This window comes from Bacteroides sp. K03, from assembly GCF_019734355.1.
Taxonomy (GTDB): Bacteria; Bacteroidota; Bacteroidia; order Bacteroidales; family Bacteroidaceae; genus Bacteroides; species Bacteroides nordii.
Map to the genome: position 1 here is coordinate 50,652 of NZ_JAASHC010000015.1, position 14,024 is coordinate 64,675.

Annotated in this window: 13 protein-coding genes; 8 read left to right on the forward strand and 5 right to left on the reverse strand. The window is 41.5% G+C overall.

The features are described from left to right. Window positions 1-4: 4 nt before the first annotated feature. Window positions 5-1,303: a UDP-N-acetylmuramoyl-tripeptide--D-alanyl-D-alanine ligase gene (gene murF / locus HCG69_RS11985; protein WP_025867684.1), complete on the reverse strand. Its 1,299-nt coding sequence runs from the start codon at window positions 1,301-1,303 to the stop codon at window positions 5-7. Window positions 1,304-1,523: 220 nt separating this feature from the next. Between murF and folP the strand changes: the two genes are divergently transcribed. The 4 genes from folP (at window position 1,524) to HCG69_RS12005 (ending at window position 6,174) form a co-directional block, all read left to right on the forward strand. Then, on the forward strand, window positions 1,524-2,378 hold the full coding sequence (folP, locus tag HCG69_RS11990; RefSeq protein ID WP_007483652.1) for a dihydropteroate synthase: 855 nt from the start codon (window positions 1,524-1,526) through the stop codon (window positions 2,376-2,378). Between the two features lie 44 nt (window positions 2,379-2,422). Beyond that, entirely contained in the window at window positions 2,423-3,187 is a 765-nt protein-coding gene (gene cdaA, locus HCG69_RS11995) for a diadenylate cyclase CdaA (protein WP_044095016.1), read from the forward strand. Window positions 3,188-3,203: 16 nt separating this feature from the next. Continuing rightward, entirely contained in the window at window positions 3,204-4,742 is a 1,539-nt protein-coding gene (locus HCG69_RS12000; protein ID WP_002558947.1) for a TldD/PmbA family protein, read from the forward strand. 112 nt (window positions 4,743-4,854) lie between these two features. Continuing rightward, on the forward strand, window positions 4,855-6,174 hold the full coding sequence (locus HCG69_RS12005; protein ID WP_025867685.1) for a TldD/PmbA family protein: 1,320 nt from the start codon (window positions 4,855-4,857) through the stop codon (window positions 6,172-6,174). Between the two features lie 355 nt (window positions 6,175-6,529). On the opposite strand, the gene HCG69_RS12010 is transcribed toward HCG69_RS12005, so the two are convergent. Genes HCG69_RS12010 through HCG69_RS12025 form a run of 4 tightly spaced genes read right to left on the reverse strand, consistent with a single transcriptional unit; the run spans window position 6,530 to window position 9,556 of the window. Beyond that, window positions 6,530-7,543: a GNAT family N-acetyltransferase gene (locus HCG69_RS12010; protein WP_195349481.1), complete on the reverse strand. Its 1,014-nt coding sequence runs from the start codon at window positions 7,541-7,543 to the stop codon at window positions 6,530-6,532. A 9-nt stretch (window positions 7,544-7,552) separates the two neighbouring features. Then, window positions 7,553-8,470, reverse strand: a complete 918-nt coding sequence (locus tag HCG69_RS12015; protein ID WP_002558951.1) for a DUF2156 domain-containing protein — start codon at window positions 8,468-8,470, stop codon at window positions 7,553-7,555. Between the two features lie 55 nt (window positions 8,471-8,525). Further along, window positions 8,526-9,221 carry an LrgB family protein gene (locus HCG69_RS12020; protein WP_002558952.1) on the reverse strand — a complete coding sequence of 232 codons (696 nt, stop codon included), beginning with the start codon at window positions 9,219-9,221 and terminating at the stop codon, window positions 8,526-8,528. Beyond that, window positions 9,218-9,556, reverse strand: coding sequence for a CidA/LrgA family protein (locus HCG69_RS12025; RefSeq protein WP_002558953.1), 339 nt, complete (start codon window positions 9,554-9,556; stop codon window positions 9,218-9,220). Before HCG69_RS12025 ends, HCG69_RS12020 begins: the two co-directional genes overlap by 4 nt. 207 nt (window positions 9,557-9,763) lie before the next feature. Between HCG69_RS12025 and HCG69_RS12030 the strand changes: the two genes are divergently transcribed. The 4 genes from HCG69_RS12030 (at window position 9,764) to pta (ending at window position 14,016) form a co-directional block, all read left to right on the forward strand. Next, the gene (locus tag HCG69_RS12030) at window positions 9,764-10,447 is read left to right on the forward strand and encodes a hypothetical protein (protein WP_002558954.1); all 684 of its coding nucleotides are present in this window, start codon (window positions 9,764-9,766) and stop codon (window positions 10,445-10,447) included. Between the two features lie 30 nt (window positions 10,448-10,477). Further along, window positions 10,478-11,275, forward strand: coding sequence for a DUF4384 domain-containing protein (locus HCG69_RS12035; RefSeq protein ID WP_002558955.1), 798 nt, complete (start codon window positions 10,478-10,480; stop codon window positions 11,273-11,275). 39 nt (window positions 11,276-11,314) lie between these two features. Then, complete coding sequence (locus HCG69_RS12040) at window positions 11,315-12,865, forward strand: hypothetical protein (RefSeq protein ID WP_025867686.1); 1,551 nt, start codon at window positions 11,315-11,317, stop codon at window positions 12,863-12,865. Window positions 12,866-12,996: 131 nt separating this feature from the next. Beyond that, window positions 12,997-14,016 (forward strand): phosphate acetyltransferase, encoded by a 1,020-nt coding sequence (gene pta / locus HCG69_RS12045; protein WP_002558957.1) that lies wholly within the window; start codon window positions 12,997-12,999, stop codon window positions 14,014-14,016. Window positions 14,017-14,024 lie beyond the last annotated feature (8 nt).

Below are 14,024 nucleotides of genomic sequence, written 5' to 3' on the forward strand. Positions count from 1 at the left end.
CAGATTATAGATAATCTGCTACTGAACTAAGTTTTATTCCGTTAGAGCCCTTTATTAAGATGGTATAATCTTTAGGCTTATCGGTCTGTAATGCCTGTATAAGTTCCTGGGCATTGGAGTATGTCTGGTATGAATGTTCGGCTGCAGCAAACAGGTTTCCAACAAATATGACTTTCTCAAACTCGCATGCTTTAATGAAGTCTACTATCTTTTGGTGCTCAGCTGCACTTTCAGCTCCCAGTTCGCGCATATCTCCTAATATTAGCATCTTATGCGCAACTGTCATTTTATTAAAGTTCTCCAGTGCTGCCATCATACTTGTAGGATTGGCATTATAAGCATCGATAATCAGTGTGTTCTCGGCTGTTTTTTTCAGCTGCGAACGATTGTTTTGCGGAGCATATTCAGTGAGTGCTTTATTTATTTTTTGCGGTTCAACTTTAAAGAAGCGTCCGATAGTAATAGCAGCCAAAGCATTAGTGAAATTATATTCTCCTATTAACAGGGTTTCTACTTCGTAATTTTCACCGTTCTTTCCTGCTTTCCATTCAAAGGTAAGGTAAGGCGAGTTCCCAGTCACATGACCATTGACATAGAGTGATTCATCATTTCCGTAAGGTATTTGATTCAGTCCGGAAGCAATATTCATAAGATATGGATTGTCGTGGTGAATGAAGATAATTGCACCTTCTTTCTTACGCAGAAAATCATACAGTTCTCCTTTGGTTTTTATAACTCCTTCAAATGAGCCGAAACCCTCGAGGTGTGCTTTACCCACGTTAGTAATAATGCCGTAATCCGGCTCGGCTATCTCTGCTAAGAATTTAATTTCTCCCGGATGATTGGCTCCCATTTCGATGACTGCAAGGTCATGTTCTGCTTTCAGGCGAAGAAGGGTAACAGGTACTCCAATGTGGTTGTTTAAATTACCTTGCGTATAAAGAATATTATAGGATTGTGACAGTACGGCTGAGATCAATTCTTTGGTGGTTGTTTTCCCGTTAGTTCCGGTAATACCAATGATCCGGGTACCTAATTGCCTACGATGGTAGTTGGCCAGTTGTTGTAAAGTTTCGATGCAACTGTCTACAAGGATGTAGCGTTTGTCACCTTTCACTGCATGAGCTGCTTCGTCAACAATTGCGTATGCGCACCCGTCGTTAATAGCTTGTGTGGCGAAAGCATTCCCATTGAATGAATCACCTTTGAGGGCAATGAACATAGAGCCTTTAGGGCAATTGCGGCTATCGGTAGTTACTGTATTACATTCCAGAAATATCTGGTAGAGAGCAGAGAGTTCCATATTCTTTCTATAGTTATAAAGACAGCAGCAAAGATAGAGTATAATCTTGAATCGTGTGAAAAGAATAGCCGGAAATCTCTTCCTTTTCTTTTTATTTGATAAGATTCTTTCTTAATGAGCACTAAGAGAATGCCGTATCCGGTACAATTTCTTGTGATAATAGGCGGTTACTTGCTTTTTTTCTCTACATTTGCAATAATCTAACCGAAAAACGAGATTAATGAACTCATTAGCGCATAGATATTTAAATGTCAACGGGCAGTTGCTCGATCTCTCTGTCCCACAAGTGATGGGTATTCTGAATGTTACTCCTGATTCTTTTTATGCCGGAAGCCGGATGCAAACTGAGGCAGATATTGTCGGACGTGCACAACAAATATTGGCCGAAGGTGCTTCCATAATTGATATTGGTGCTTACTCTTCCCGCCCTAATGCGGAAAACATCTCTGCCGAAGAAGAGATGCGTCGTTTACGGGTAGGATTGGAAATTGTGGTTCGTAATCATCCGGACGCTGTTATTTCTGTAGATACGTTCCGGGCTGATGTGGCGGAACAATGTGTAAAGGAATATGGTGTTGCTATCATCAATGACATTGCAGCCGGAGAGATGGATCCGAAAATGTTTGAAACTGTTGCCCGGTTGGGAGTGCCTTATATCATGATGCATATGCAAGGTACACCTCAGAATATGCAATCTGAGCCACATTATGACGATTTGCTTAAGGAGGTATTTATGTATTTCGCCATGAAAGTGCAGCAGTTACGTGATTTGGGTGTGAAAGACATTATTCTTGATCCGGGCTTTGGCTTTGGTAAGACGTTAGAGCATAATTATGAACTGATGGCACACCTTGAAGAATTCAGTATTTTCGAACTGCCTTTATTGGTGGGTGTTTCAAGAAAATCAATGATTTATCGTTTGCTTGGAGGTACGCCGCAAGACGCTCTGAACGGAACTACTGTATTGGATACGGTTGCTTTAATGAAGGGAGCCAATATCCTGCGGGTACATGATGTGCGTGAAGCAGTGGAAGCAGTAAGGATGGTGGAGAAAATTGTAAGTTATAAATTGTAAATGTTTATATGGGTGAATATCAAATAATAGCCATGGCTGCCGGTATGTTTTTTGAGTTTGGTATCAAAGATTTTATTGACATCCTGTTGGTGGCTTTCCTTTTGTACTATGTCTACAAATTGATGAAAGCTTCGGGTTCTATCAAAGTGTTCACAGGTATTCTTGTGCTGATTCTGATGTGGCTGGTAGTAACTCAGGTGCTTGAGATGAAACTTCTGGGTTCTATTTTTAATACTTTGATGAATGTCGGTGTGCTGGCTCTGATTGTACTTTTTCAGGATGAGATACGCCGTTTTCTGCTTACGCTTGGTTCGCATCAGCATGTCAATGCCCTGGCGCGTTTTTTTACCGGGAATAAAAAAGAGTCATTAGAACATGAAGATATCATGCCGGTGGTAATGGCATGTATCAGTATGGGTAAACAAAAGGTAGGCGCCCTGATTGTGATTGAACACAATGTTCCTTTGGATGGGGTAGTACGTACCGGAGAAATTATTAATGCGGATGTAAATCAGCGTTTGATAGAAAATATTTTTTTCAAAAACAGTCCTTTGCATGATGGTGCGATGGTAATAAGTAAAAAGCGTATTAAAGCTGCCGGATGCATTCTGCCGGTATCTCACAATCTGGATATACCCAAAGAATTGGGGCTTCGTCATCGTGCTGCAATGGGGATATCACAGGAATCGGATGCGCATGCTATTATTGTATCTGAGGAGACCGGATCGATTTCTGTTGCTTATCAGGGGCAGTTTTATCTTCGTTTGAGTGCCGAAGAGCTGGAAAGTTTATTAACGAAGAAATCCTAAAAATAATAGATATATTATGGACAGACGAAATTTTATAAGAACAGGAGGTATGGCATTATTAGGTTCGTTGGCTGCAGGCTCAGCGTTGGCTATTCCTTCGGTGAAGGGAGCTTTGGGAGGAGCTGACCAGAAGGCGGCGCTTTCGCAGGCAATGAATCATTTTGGTGTGGGCGAAGAAGATATGAAGAAAGTATTGGCAACAGCCCTTGAAAAAGGAGGAGATTATGCTGATCTCTTTTTTGAACATACCTTCACCAATGTAATCAGTTTGAAAGACGGGGCGGTGAATAGCTGTAATTCCTATATAGATTTTGGTATGGGGGTGCGTGTGCTGGCAGGCGATCAGACCGGTTATGCCTATGTGGAAAATGTGACACTTGACGATATGTTGAATGCTGCACGTACGGCTGCACGTATTGCATCCGGCAAGAAGAAATACGGTCCTGTACGTCTGGCAGAAAAAACATTGAAGAAAAACTATTATCCGATCACTACTCCTTGGGAGGAGATCAGTTTGAAAGATAAGATGCCTTATCTTCAAAAGCTGAATGACAAAATATTTGCACTGGATAAACGTGTGTCCAAAGTAATGGCCAATCAAAGTGATTCGACATCGCATATTCTTTTCTGTAACAGTGAAGGCGTGATGTATTATGATTATCGACCTATGGTGACACTTGGTGCTGTCTGCATTATGGAGGAAAACGGAAAGACGGAAAACAGTTATGCTGCCCGTGCTTATCGTAAAGGGTTTGAGTTTCTGTCTGATGACCTGGTTGATATTTTGGCACGTGAAGCCGTAGATAATACAGCCATTCTTTTTAAAGCCATCAAGCCTAAAGGTGGAGAGATGCCTGTGGTGATGGGTGCAGGAGGTTCCGGTATCCTGTTGCACGAGGCTATCGGACATGCGTTTGAAGCAGATTTCAATCGTAAGAATGTATCTATTTTCTCCGATCAGTTGAATAAGAAAGTGTGCAATGAACATATTTCTGTAATAGATGATGGTACTATTCCTTTCAATCGTGGATCTGTAAACTTTGATGATGAGGGAGTGGAAGGACAGAAAACATATCTCGTTAAAGAAGGAGTTTTAACCAGTTATATGCACGACCGTATCAGTGCCAAACATTATGGTATTGCTCCAACTGGAAACGGACGGCGTGAGACTTTCCGGAATATGCCGATTCCTCGTATGCGTGCTACGTATATGGAGCCGGGCAATATGAAAGAGGAAGATATTATAGCATCTGTGAAACAAGGTATTTTTGTCGATCAGTTTACAAACGGGCAGGTGCAGATTGGAGCAGGTGATTTTACTTTCTTCGTGAAATCGGGTTATCTGATCGAAGATGGAAAATTGACACAACCCATTAAAGATATCAATATCATCGGGAATGGTCCGAAAGCATTGGCAGATATTACTATGGTGGCTAATAATGACAAGATTGATAATGGTACCTGGACTTGCGGAAAGGATGGACAATCTTGTCCGGTGACTTGTGGTATGCCTTCGGCGTTGGTTAGTAAACTGACCGTTGGAGGAGAAAACTGAGGAAACAGTGAGAACTAAAAATTAGAAATTAAAAATTAAAGTTGAAATTTCGCGGAATGTGGTAAAGATATATATTTAGTTCCCGACTTTCGACTCTCAACTTTCAACTCTTATGATTTCAGATAGCAATAAAAAACTGGCACAATGGGCAATGGATTATGCCTTGAAGAATGGTTGTCAGCAAGCAAAAGTGAATCTTTATGCCGGATCAAACTCTTCTTTTGAGTTGCGTGATGCCAAAATGGACCGTTTACAGCAGGCTTCGGAAAATGGCCTGACCATTTTCTTATATGTAAACGGACGCTATGGAACCTATTCTACCAATCGGCTGGATAAGAAAGAACTTGAAACATTTATAAAGAATGGTATTGACTCTACCCGTTATCTGGCAAAGGATGAGGCACGTGTATTGCCGGATGCTTCCCGCTATTATAAAGGGGGAAGCCCCGATTTGAAGTTGTTGGATGCGAAATTCTCTTCCATCCGTCCCGATGATAAAGTAGCATTGGCAAAAGCGGTTGCCGAAGAGGCACTGGGTAGAGATGACCGTATTATTTCTGTCAGCTCTTCTTATAGCGATGGAGATAATTTTGGATACCGGATCACCAGTAATGGTTTTGAAGGAGAAACAAAATCAAGTTGGTATTCTCTTTATGCCGAGGTTGCAATAAAGGGCGAAGGAGAGGCACGCCCTTCTGCTGGTTGGTATGAATCATCACTCTATTTTGATAAACTGGTGAAAGAAGGCGTCGGGCAGAAAGCTCTGGAACGCGTCTTGCGTAAGGTAGGACAAAGAAAAGCGAAATCCGGTAAATATACGATGGTGGTGGATCCAATGAATGTCAGTCAGCTACTAAGTCCCTTGGTAGATGCTCTTTATGGATCTTCTCTTCAGCAGAAAAATTCTTTCCTGCTGGATAAACTGAACGAAAAAGTACTGGCCGATAAGATGACATTAATAGACGAACCGCATCTGCAACAGGCATCTGGCGCCCGCTATTTTGATAGTGAAGGCGTAGCAACAGAACGACGTCCGGTTTTTGAGAATGGAGTGTTGAAAACTTATTTTATTGATACCTATAATGCCAGAAAGATGGGAGTTTCTCCAACTATTAACTCACCCTCTATTCTAGTCATGCAAACGGGCTTAAAGGATCTCGACGGGCTGGTAGCCGGAGTGGACCATGGAATTCTTGTGACAGGCTTTAATGGGGGGAACTGTAATAGTTCTACAGGAGACTTTTCGTATGGTATCGAAGGGTTCCTTATTGAAAATGGGAAGCTGACACAGCCTGTATCCGAAATGAATGTGACTGGTAATATGTTGACTCTCTGGTCGTCGTTGTCCGAAACAGGAAACGATCCGCGGTTGTCTTCATCCTGGCGTATCCCGTCATTGGTCTTTGAAGGGGTAGACTTTAGCGGACTCTAAATTAATCTTATACAAATCTTTCCGAAGCACACTTGCATCCTGTACACTATTTCTTGGCATTTCAATGACAAAAGCTGAGAGGTGTGCAGGATGCTCTCTTTTATATGATCACTACCGTGTTTACTACTTTAAGTGTGTAAACCAATACTTATCATACAATCAGACTACCCTATTTCTGCCTGTAATAAATCAAATGGAAAGAATCAATAACATGGGGATGTTGTCGGTGAAAACATCCCCATGTTGTGAATCAGAACATCCGGGTGTTTTGCTTAACAACATCCGGATGTTCTGTATCCTTAAATCTAAAGAAGAGTACGAAAGGATTAGTAGATAATGCTTTGCATGATAGCTGTTAATTCAGCATTAAACTCATATAAGGTTGTAATGGAGAGAGGAGCTTTTCGCATAGTTCCCCGATGGTCAATTGCCGGTGGCTACCTAACAACCGCTCTTTACTGAATTTACATTTTCCTTTGTAAAGGTAGTAGTAGCCATTATTTATAGCCAATTGTTCGTCTGTTAGCTTTATGTTCATTTCAATTTCCGGATGCAAGGCCGCATGGAACTGTAAAATAGTTCTGGCATCAATGATACGTGCCATGCCGAGGGGATATTGTTCTTCGGCAGCCATAGGGGGAGTAATCATTGTTATAGCGTCGGTACCTGCTTCCTGCCGGATATGATAGAGCAATGCTTTTTCAATTTCGCTGTTTTCTGTCAGCAATTCATTTATTTGTAATCCATTACCATTCGGATAAACAACGGCTATGCCTGCTATCTGCTCCTGAACGGTAGCTATGTAGAATGTGCCTTTACTGATAAGCAGATCTGCAAAAATTACTTTAAAGTCACTAAAAGTATGCTGAATACAGCAAGAGCGCTCAGACATTTTTTTATCGAGATATTGATATACTTCTTCATTGGCATCTGCTAATTTCGTTATGAAGATATCCGGCACAGGACTTATGTCCCATTGTGATATTTTTTTCTCCGAATAACGAAATACAGGCATATACCCCATACGCGCATAATAATCAAACAACCAGGGCTCTGCGGGGATTAGTGTACTAAGAACTACGCGATTATACCTCATACGTGCAAATGCCTGTGAAAGTAACTCACGCATGACTCCGTTTCCCCGGAAATCGGGATGGGTACAAGCACCGGAGATATATGAGGTCTGGATTTGTTCGCCACAAAAAGTCATAGGATAGGGTATCATCTGAAGTGCAGAGACTACTTCCTTACCACTTTCTATAGCAATATTTACTTCGTCATTATAACGCAGGCGAAAATACATATCGATGAACGCATCGCTATCGTCAAAACAAAGTTTCCACAAAGCTTTTATCTGTTGTTTGGTCATTTCTTTATTTTACCATTTAATCATTTCCAGGGGATGTTCTTTAAAGCATGCCATATACTTCTCCAGAATAGTAACGGGCTGGTAGGATAGTTTGGCTTTTCGCAGACCTTCAATACCCAAATCCTCTTCGCGGTTAATGTAGATATATTGTTCGGGGATGTGATTGGCAAATTCATAGTTGATCATGGCATAAGCCCCGTCAATTGTTGTATCAGCTTTTTCTACATGTACACCGAAAGTCTCTTTGTTGATAGGCATCCCGAAAGTGAATGCAACGATCTTGCCGTCGACGTGAAGTATCCCACCTGTTAACCCTAATGCTTCGAAATGATTCAATGCATAAATCAGGGCACGACGTTCATTACCGGTACCTTCCTGTTGGTCACAGTTATTCACTTTACACCATTCGGCTTCCAGATCTAAACATTCCTGAATACGATCAGGAGTGATAGGGGTATATTCATAGTTGCTGTATGTATTTCGGAATTTATTGATATGGTTTCGCTTCGACTGGAATTTTTTTCCTTTTAGCGTAGCCAGATCGGTGTGCAGGTAGATATAATCGGCATAGTCTCTGTCGGCAGTAAATGTAAACTGTCCCGGCATAATCTCCTCGAGTTCTTCTCTCATACATGAACACACGCCTAACATACAGAACGGTTGCCCTTCCTGATTTGCGTCTTCAATGAGCATGTCCAGTACCTTTTTCAGATTTCCTTTTCCGACAGGCATCATATAGGCCAGTTCGTCTCCAACCCAGAATTTGAATGCCAGGAAATCGTCAATGATGGCGAACTGGGTGTTATACAGAAATCTCCAACTGCAAAGGTTGGAAAAAGAAAGGTCGCAATTACGGCGACTACTGTTCATCGTGTAAGATGTAATGGTATCCTTGTCCTGGATAGTAATATCCTTAAAATTTATCATATAAAAATCTATTTTGCATTTCGCTTAATAATATAACAATTAGAGGACGTTTTTGTTAGAGAAGACCTAATAATCGGAGAATTGTTGGAGTTAATAATGCAGTAAATATTCCGTTTAATGTCAATCCCAGACTGGCATACGCTCCATATTTACTGCTGATATCCATCGCAGTGGAGGTTCCTACCGCATGAGCAGCGGTTCCCATGGATAATCCCTGGGCTATCGGACTACCTACATGCATCAGTTTCATTGTTTTGAATCCGAGTATAGCCCCCAGTAATCCGACACAGACTACTACTGCTGCTGTCAGCGAAGGAATACCTCCCAAGCTTTTGGTTACTTCCATGGCAATAGGAGTGGTTACGGATTTCGGAGCCAGAGAGAGAATAACTTCTTGTGAAGCTCCCATTAGTTTGGCTATCAGTACAACGGAAACAACTCCGACAAAACAGCCTGCCAACTGTGATAATAATATGGGTAGCAATTGTTTTTTGATCGTTTCCAACTGCAAATACAGGGGTACGCCCAGCGCTACTACTGCCGGTTTAAGCCAGAATTCAATCAGGTGGCCGCCTTCATTGTAGGTCTCATAACTGATATGGGTTATTTTCAGAAAAATGATAAGGACGGCTATAGTGAGTAGAATAGGATTCAGCAAAAGAAATCCCGTTTTCTTTTGCAGTAACTTGGCAAAGAAGTAAATCCCGAAGGTGATAGCCAACAGGAAGAATTCATTTTCTAAATAATTCATTTGATTTTACGTGTTAATTGGTGAACCCATCCGGTGACAACAAGCACCAGGATGGTACTGATAAGGGTTGCAACTACTATCGGCCAGAATTGTGCCTCAATGATGTCAAAATAGAGCATAAGGGCAACTCCTGGTGGAATAAAGAAGAATCCCAGATTAGCAACTAAGAAGTCGGACATACCTTGCACCCAATGCAACTTGATCCAACCCAATTTCAGAAACAGGGTGAGCAGCAACATTCCTATGATGCTGGACGGGAGCTTAATTCCCGTGAGAAAAACAATCAATTCACCCAAAGCCAAACAGCCAAATAAAATGGCACACTGACGTATCATATTTTATACCTATTGAATTTGAAAACGGTGCAAAGTTATGAAATAAGTAGGAGAGTTGTCACTGTTTTCCGTGAAGAAATTATTTTAACCATTCAATTGTATGAAAAAAAACAATGAAAAAAGGAATAGAAAGGAAAATATATATATTTTTGCAAATATCAATGTCCGATTTAAAAAACGAATATTAACTACTAAAACAAGACGAATATGAAGAAGAACTTACTAATCAGCGTTTTCACGGTTTTTGCCCTGATGTTATCTGTAAATACCTTTGCACAAGAAAAGGCTACCAAGAAAGACTACAAAACAATGGCAAAACAGGAGAAAGTTTTGAACAATGAACTGAAAAAAAAGGCACTTAAAGATGCACGTAAAGAAGCTAAGAAATTAACAAAAGAAGGGTTTAAAACTCCAATTGGGAAATTACCATTAGATAAGCAGATAGAGAATGCGTGGCAGAAGCAGGCAGAAATGACTCCGGACGGAACTCCGTTCTGGTATGTTGCTTCTTCAAGAGCTATTGGTGGTAATCAGTCTTCTGCTGTTTTGCAGGCAACCAATGCTGCCAAGATAGAACTTGCGGGGCAGATTCAAACAAAAGTGTCTCAGCTGATTGAGGCAAAAGTGGCCAATGATGATATGGGACAGGAAGAAGCTGCCAGTCTTTCAAGTGTAGTTGCTGCCAGTAAAAGTGTGATTTCGGCTACTTTGGGACGTATCACGCCATTGGTAGAAGTATATAGAACGCTTGAAAACAAAAATGTAGAGGTGATGGTAACACTTGGGTATAGCCTGGAATCTGCGAATAAGGCTGCGATTAGTGCAGTACGTGCCGAATTGGCAAAGAAGTCGGAAGACCTGGCCAAAGAACTGGATAAGTTAGGATATTAAAGATCGATTATTAAAAAGGGAAAGATTTGAATGAGAATAAATAGGCTACTCGGAGTTATAGCTATTTTATTGTTGATATCTGCCGGAAGCCTTTGTGCCCAGGACATTGTTAAGGTGAAAGGGGTACAGGGGCGTTGGCAGGTCAGTGAAGAGATCACTTTGAAGCAAGCTGAGGAGCGCGCTTTTATGGAAGCCAAGAAAGCTGCTTTACAGAAAGCTGGGGTGATGGAAAACGTCTGGTCGGTTTTCGGGCAGATAACTCAGAATGACGGGCAAGAGTTTCATGAGGCATACTCACAGATGAGTGTGCTTGCTATTGGGGGCATGATAAATGTTACCCATAAAAAAATAGAAGAGATATGGGACACAGATACCCGTAGCCTTTATAAAGTAGTGACGATTGATGCTACTGTGCAGAAGAATGCCAAACCTGATAATGCCTATGCACTTGAAGTGAAGGGGGTGGAAACCCTTTATAAGGAAGGGGATGCGTTTACGTGCCGGCTGACGGTGCATGGAACGGATTCTTATCTTAAATTTTTCTGGTTTGACAGTACGGGAGGAGCATTGCTGTATCCCAATACATACGAGGCAAACAATCTGCTCAAAGCAGGGCAGGAGTATAAGATTCCTTTCAGTAATGCAGTGGATTATCTTATGGAAAAACAGCCGGGTAAAGACAATGAGAAGATCAACATTATGATGGTAGCTACTAAAGAGAATATTCCTTTTACAGAAGTGGTTACTTATCAGAATGTGCTGAAATGGGTCTATTCAATCCCGGTCAACCAGCGTTGTGCTTTCTATGAGATGGTGTTGATTAAGTAGGATAATAATGAGTCGCTGGTTACTAAAAACAATACGCAGATGAATAAGATGAAGTGTATTTTTCCTTTTGTGATTGGGCTATTGGCTGTTCCGGTGGCAATGGCGCAAGATGTTGACTTTGAAAAGGAATTTGATAGTTTTCAAAAGCAGCAACAGAAAGAGTTTAATGATTTTAAAAATAAGGCAGATGCCGACTTTGATACTTTTCTTAGAGAAGCGTGGACTAAGTTTGAGGCATTTGATGCTGTAGAAGCGCCGGTACGTCCTGAACCTGTCAAACAACCGGTATTTGATGGTAAACGGTCACAAGCACCCATTGAAATTAAACCGGCTCCTCCAAGAATACCGGGAATGGAAAGGCCTACTCTTGAAGGGAAACCGGTTGAGATAAAGAAACCCGCTTTACCATCTATTACGGATAAACCTGTACCAGGAGTGTATATTCCGGGGCGGCCCTATCTTCCCGTGAAAATAGATATTCCGGTGGTACCGGAATCAGAGAGTCCTGTACGTCGGACGCCTGTTGATTTTTACGGTTCTTCCTTTAATGTGGCAACTGATGCAATCGAAAATCTTGCATTGGCTGGGAATCGGGAAGCAGATGTTGCCGATGCGTGGAGCCAGCTTTGTAAAGCGGATCATGAACAATTGATAAAGGATTGCATGACTCTGCGTGAAGAGAAGAAGATGAGTGACTGGGGGTATTTGTTGTTTACTAAGAAGCTTGGCGAACAGCTTTATGGTGAACAGCAGAAAGATGATATTGCTTTTTTTCAAATGTTTATTCTGAATAAATCGGGATATAAAGTACGCCTTTCCAAGATTAACGAAAAACTGAAACTGATGGTAGCACCTGCCGCAGCATTATATGGTATACCTTATATAATATTGGAGGGTACCAAGTATTATGTCTTTGATGCGGAAAAGCAGAATGGGCCGATGGGAGTTTATACCTATAAGCAGGATTTTGCGAATGCAAAGAATTATGTTTCTCTTTCTATCGATGCGGCGCCTGAGTTTAATATGGTTGAATATGCAGAAGCCATATCTCCTAAATCCGGTTCGGTAAAAGTGGAGACGGTGGTTAATAAGAACCTGATCGAATTTTATAAGAGCTATCCGCAGTGTGATGTGTCGGTATATTATCACACTCCTATGAGTGAAGAGTTAAAAGCAACTTTGTATCCTCCTCTGAAAGAAGCTATCAAAGGTAAATCTCAGCGAGAGGCTGCTAATATACTTATAGAGTTTGTGCAGACAGGCTTTGAATATCAGACCGATGGGGCACAGTTTGGTTATGAGAAACCTTTCTTCCTGGAAGAAAACTTTTTTTATCCGGCTTGTGATTGTGAAGACCGTGCTATCTTGTATTCTACTTTAGTGAAAGATTTGTTAGGCTTAGATGCTATTTTACTCGATTATCCCAATCATATTGCTTCAGCAGTCCGTTTTACGGAGGAGATTCCCGGTGATTATGTGGTGCTGGACGATGGTGCCAAATACCTGATTTGTGATCCTACTTATATCGGTGCTTCTATCGGAATGTGTATGGAACAGTTTAAGGAAGTCTCTCCGCAAATCATTCGTTAGTGTTAAATTATAATAATTGTATATTCGGGGCGTAAAAACGCCCCGTTTTGCAATGTAGATATTGCAAAATTGTGTACTTTTGCGGCGTGAATAACACCTACTACCGGAATTATACATAAAATTAAATATCTATGCTCAATTTAATTAACTCTATTGTTGCACGTGCGAAAGCGGATCGTCAACGCATTGTTCTTCCTGAAGGTACAGAAGAACGTACTCTGAAAGCTGCCAATCAGATTTTGACAGATGAAGTTGCTGACCTTATTCTTCTGGGGAATCCGGATGAAATTCATGAGGCTGCTGCTAAGTGGGGATTGGGAAATATCAGTAAGGCAACTATTATTGACCCGGAAAATCATGCGAAACAAGAAGAATATGCGCAATTGTTGTGTGAGCTTCGGAAGAAAAAAGGCATGACTATTGAAGAAGCCCGTAAATTGGTACTCAATCCATTGTATCTGGGATGTCTTATCATTAAAAACGGAGATGCTGATGGTCAGTTGGCCGGCGCACGTAATACAACAGGTGACGTGCTTCGTCCTGCTCTTCAGATTATTAAAACAAGCCCGGGCATCACTACTGTGTCTGGTGCAATGTTGATGTTGACACATGCACCTGAGTGTGGACAGAATGGTCTGCTTGTAATGGGAGACGTTGCTGTAACTCCGGTTCCCGATGCTGCTCAGCTGGCTCAGATTGCAGTTTGTACAGCTCGTACAGCACAGGCTGTTGCCGGAATTGAAGATCCGAAGGTAGCTATGTTAAGCTTTTCAACCAAAGGTTCTGCAAAGCATGAGGTAGTAGACAAAGTGGTAGAAGCAACAAGATTGGCTAAAGAAATGGCGCCAGAGCTAAATATTGATGGTGAAATGCAGGCGGATGCCGCTCTGGTTCCTTCAGTGGGTGCAAGTAAAGCACCGGGATCTCCGGTTGCAGGTGAAGCTAATGTGCTGATAGTACCAAGCCTCGAAGTGGGTAATATTTCTTATAAACTGGTTCAGCGTTTGGGACATGCCGATGCAGTAGGACCGATTCTTCAGGGTATTGCTCGTCCGGTGAATGATCTTTCACGCGGTTGTTCTATTGAAGATGTTTACAGAATGATTGCTATTACTGCTAATCAGGCTATTGCTGCCAAGAAGGCGAAATAATTTAAAAT

Bases quoted from the DNA above. Each gene is read 5' to 3' on its own strand.
- HCG69_RS12020 (WP_002558952.1), bottom strand. From the start codon at position 9,221: ATGAATTATTTAGAAAATGAATTCTTCCTGTTGGCTATCACCTTCGGG.
- folP (WP_007483652.1), top strand. From the start codon at position 1,524: ATGAACTCATTAGCGCATAGATATTTAAATGTCAACGGGCAGTTGCTC.
- murF (WP_025867684.1), bottom strand. From the start codon at position 1,303: ATGGAACTCTCTGCTCTCTACCAGATATTTCTGGAATGTAATACAGTA.
- HCG69_RS12005 (WP_025867685.1), top strand. From the start codon at position 4,855: ATGATTTCAGATAGCAATAAAAAACTGGCACAATGGGCAATGGATTAT.
- HCG69_RS12030 (WP_002558954.1), top strand. From the start codon at position 9,764: ATGAAGAAGAACTTACTAATCAGCGTTTTCACGGTTTTTGCCCTGATG.
- HCG69_RS12015 (WP_002558951.1), bottom strand. From the start codon at position 8,470: ATGATAAATTTTAAGGATATTACTATCCAGGACAAGGATACCATTACA.
- HCG69_RS12035 (WP_002558955.1), top strand. From the start codon at position 10,478: ATGAGAATAAATAGGCTACTCGGAGTTATAGCTATTTTATTGTTGATA.
- cdaA (WP_044095016.1), top strand. From the start codon at position 2,423: ATGTTTTTTGAGTTTGGTATCAAAGATTTTATTGACATCCTGTTGGTG.
- HCG69_RS12040 (WP_025867686.1), top strand. From the start codon at position 11,315: ATGAATAAGATGAAGTGTATTTTTCCTTTTGTGATTGGGCTATTGGCT.
- HCG69_RS12025 (WP_002558953.1), bottom strand. From the start codon at position 9,556: ATGATACGTCAGTGTGCCATTTTATTTGGCTGTTTGGCTTTGGGTGAA.
- pta (WP_002558957.1), top strand. From the start codon at position 12,997: ATGCTCAATTTAATTAACTCTATTGTTGCACGTGCGAAAGCGGATCGT.
- HCG69_RS12000 (WP_002558947.1), top strand. From the start codon at position 3,204: ATGGACAGACGAAATTTTATAAGAACAGGAGGTATGGCATTATTAGGT.
- HCG69_RS12010 (WP_195349481.1), bottom strand. From the start codon at position 7,543: ATGACCAAACAACAGATAAAAGCTTTGTGGAAACTTTGTTTTGACGAT.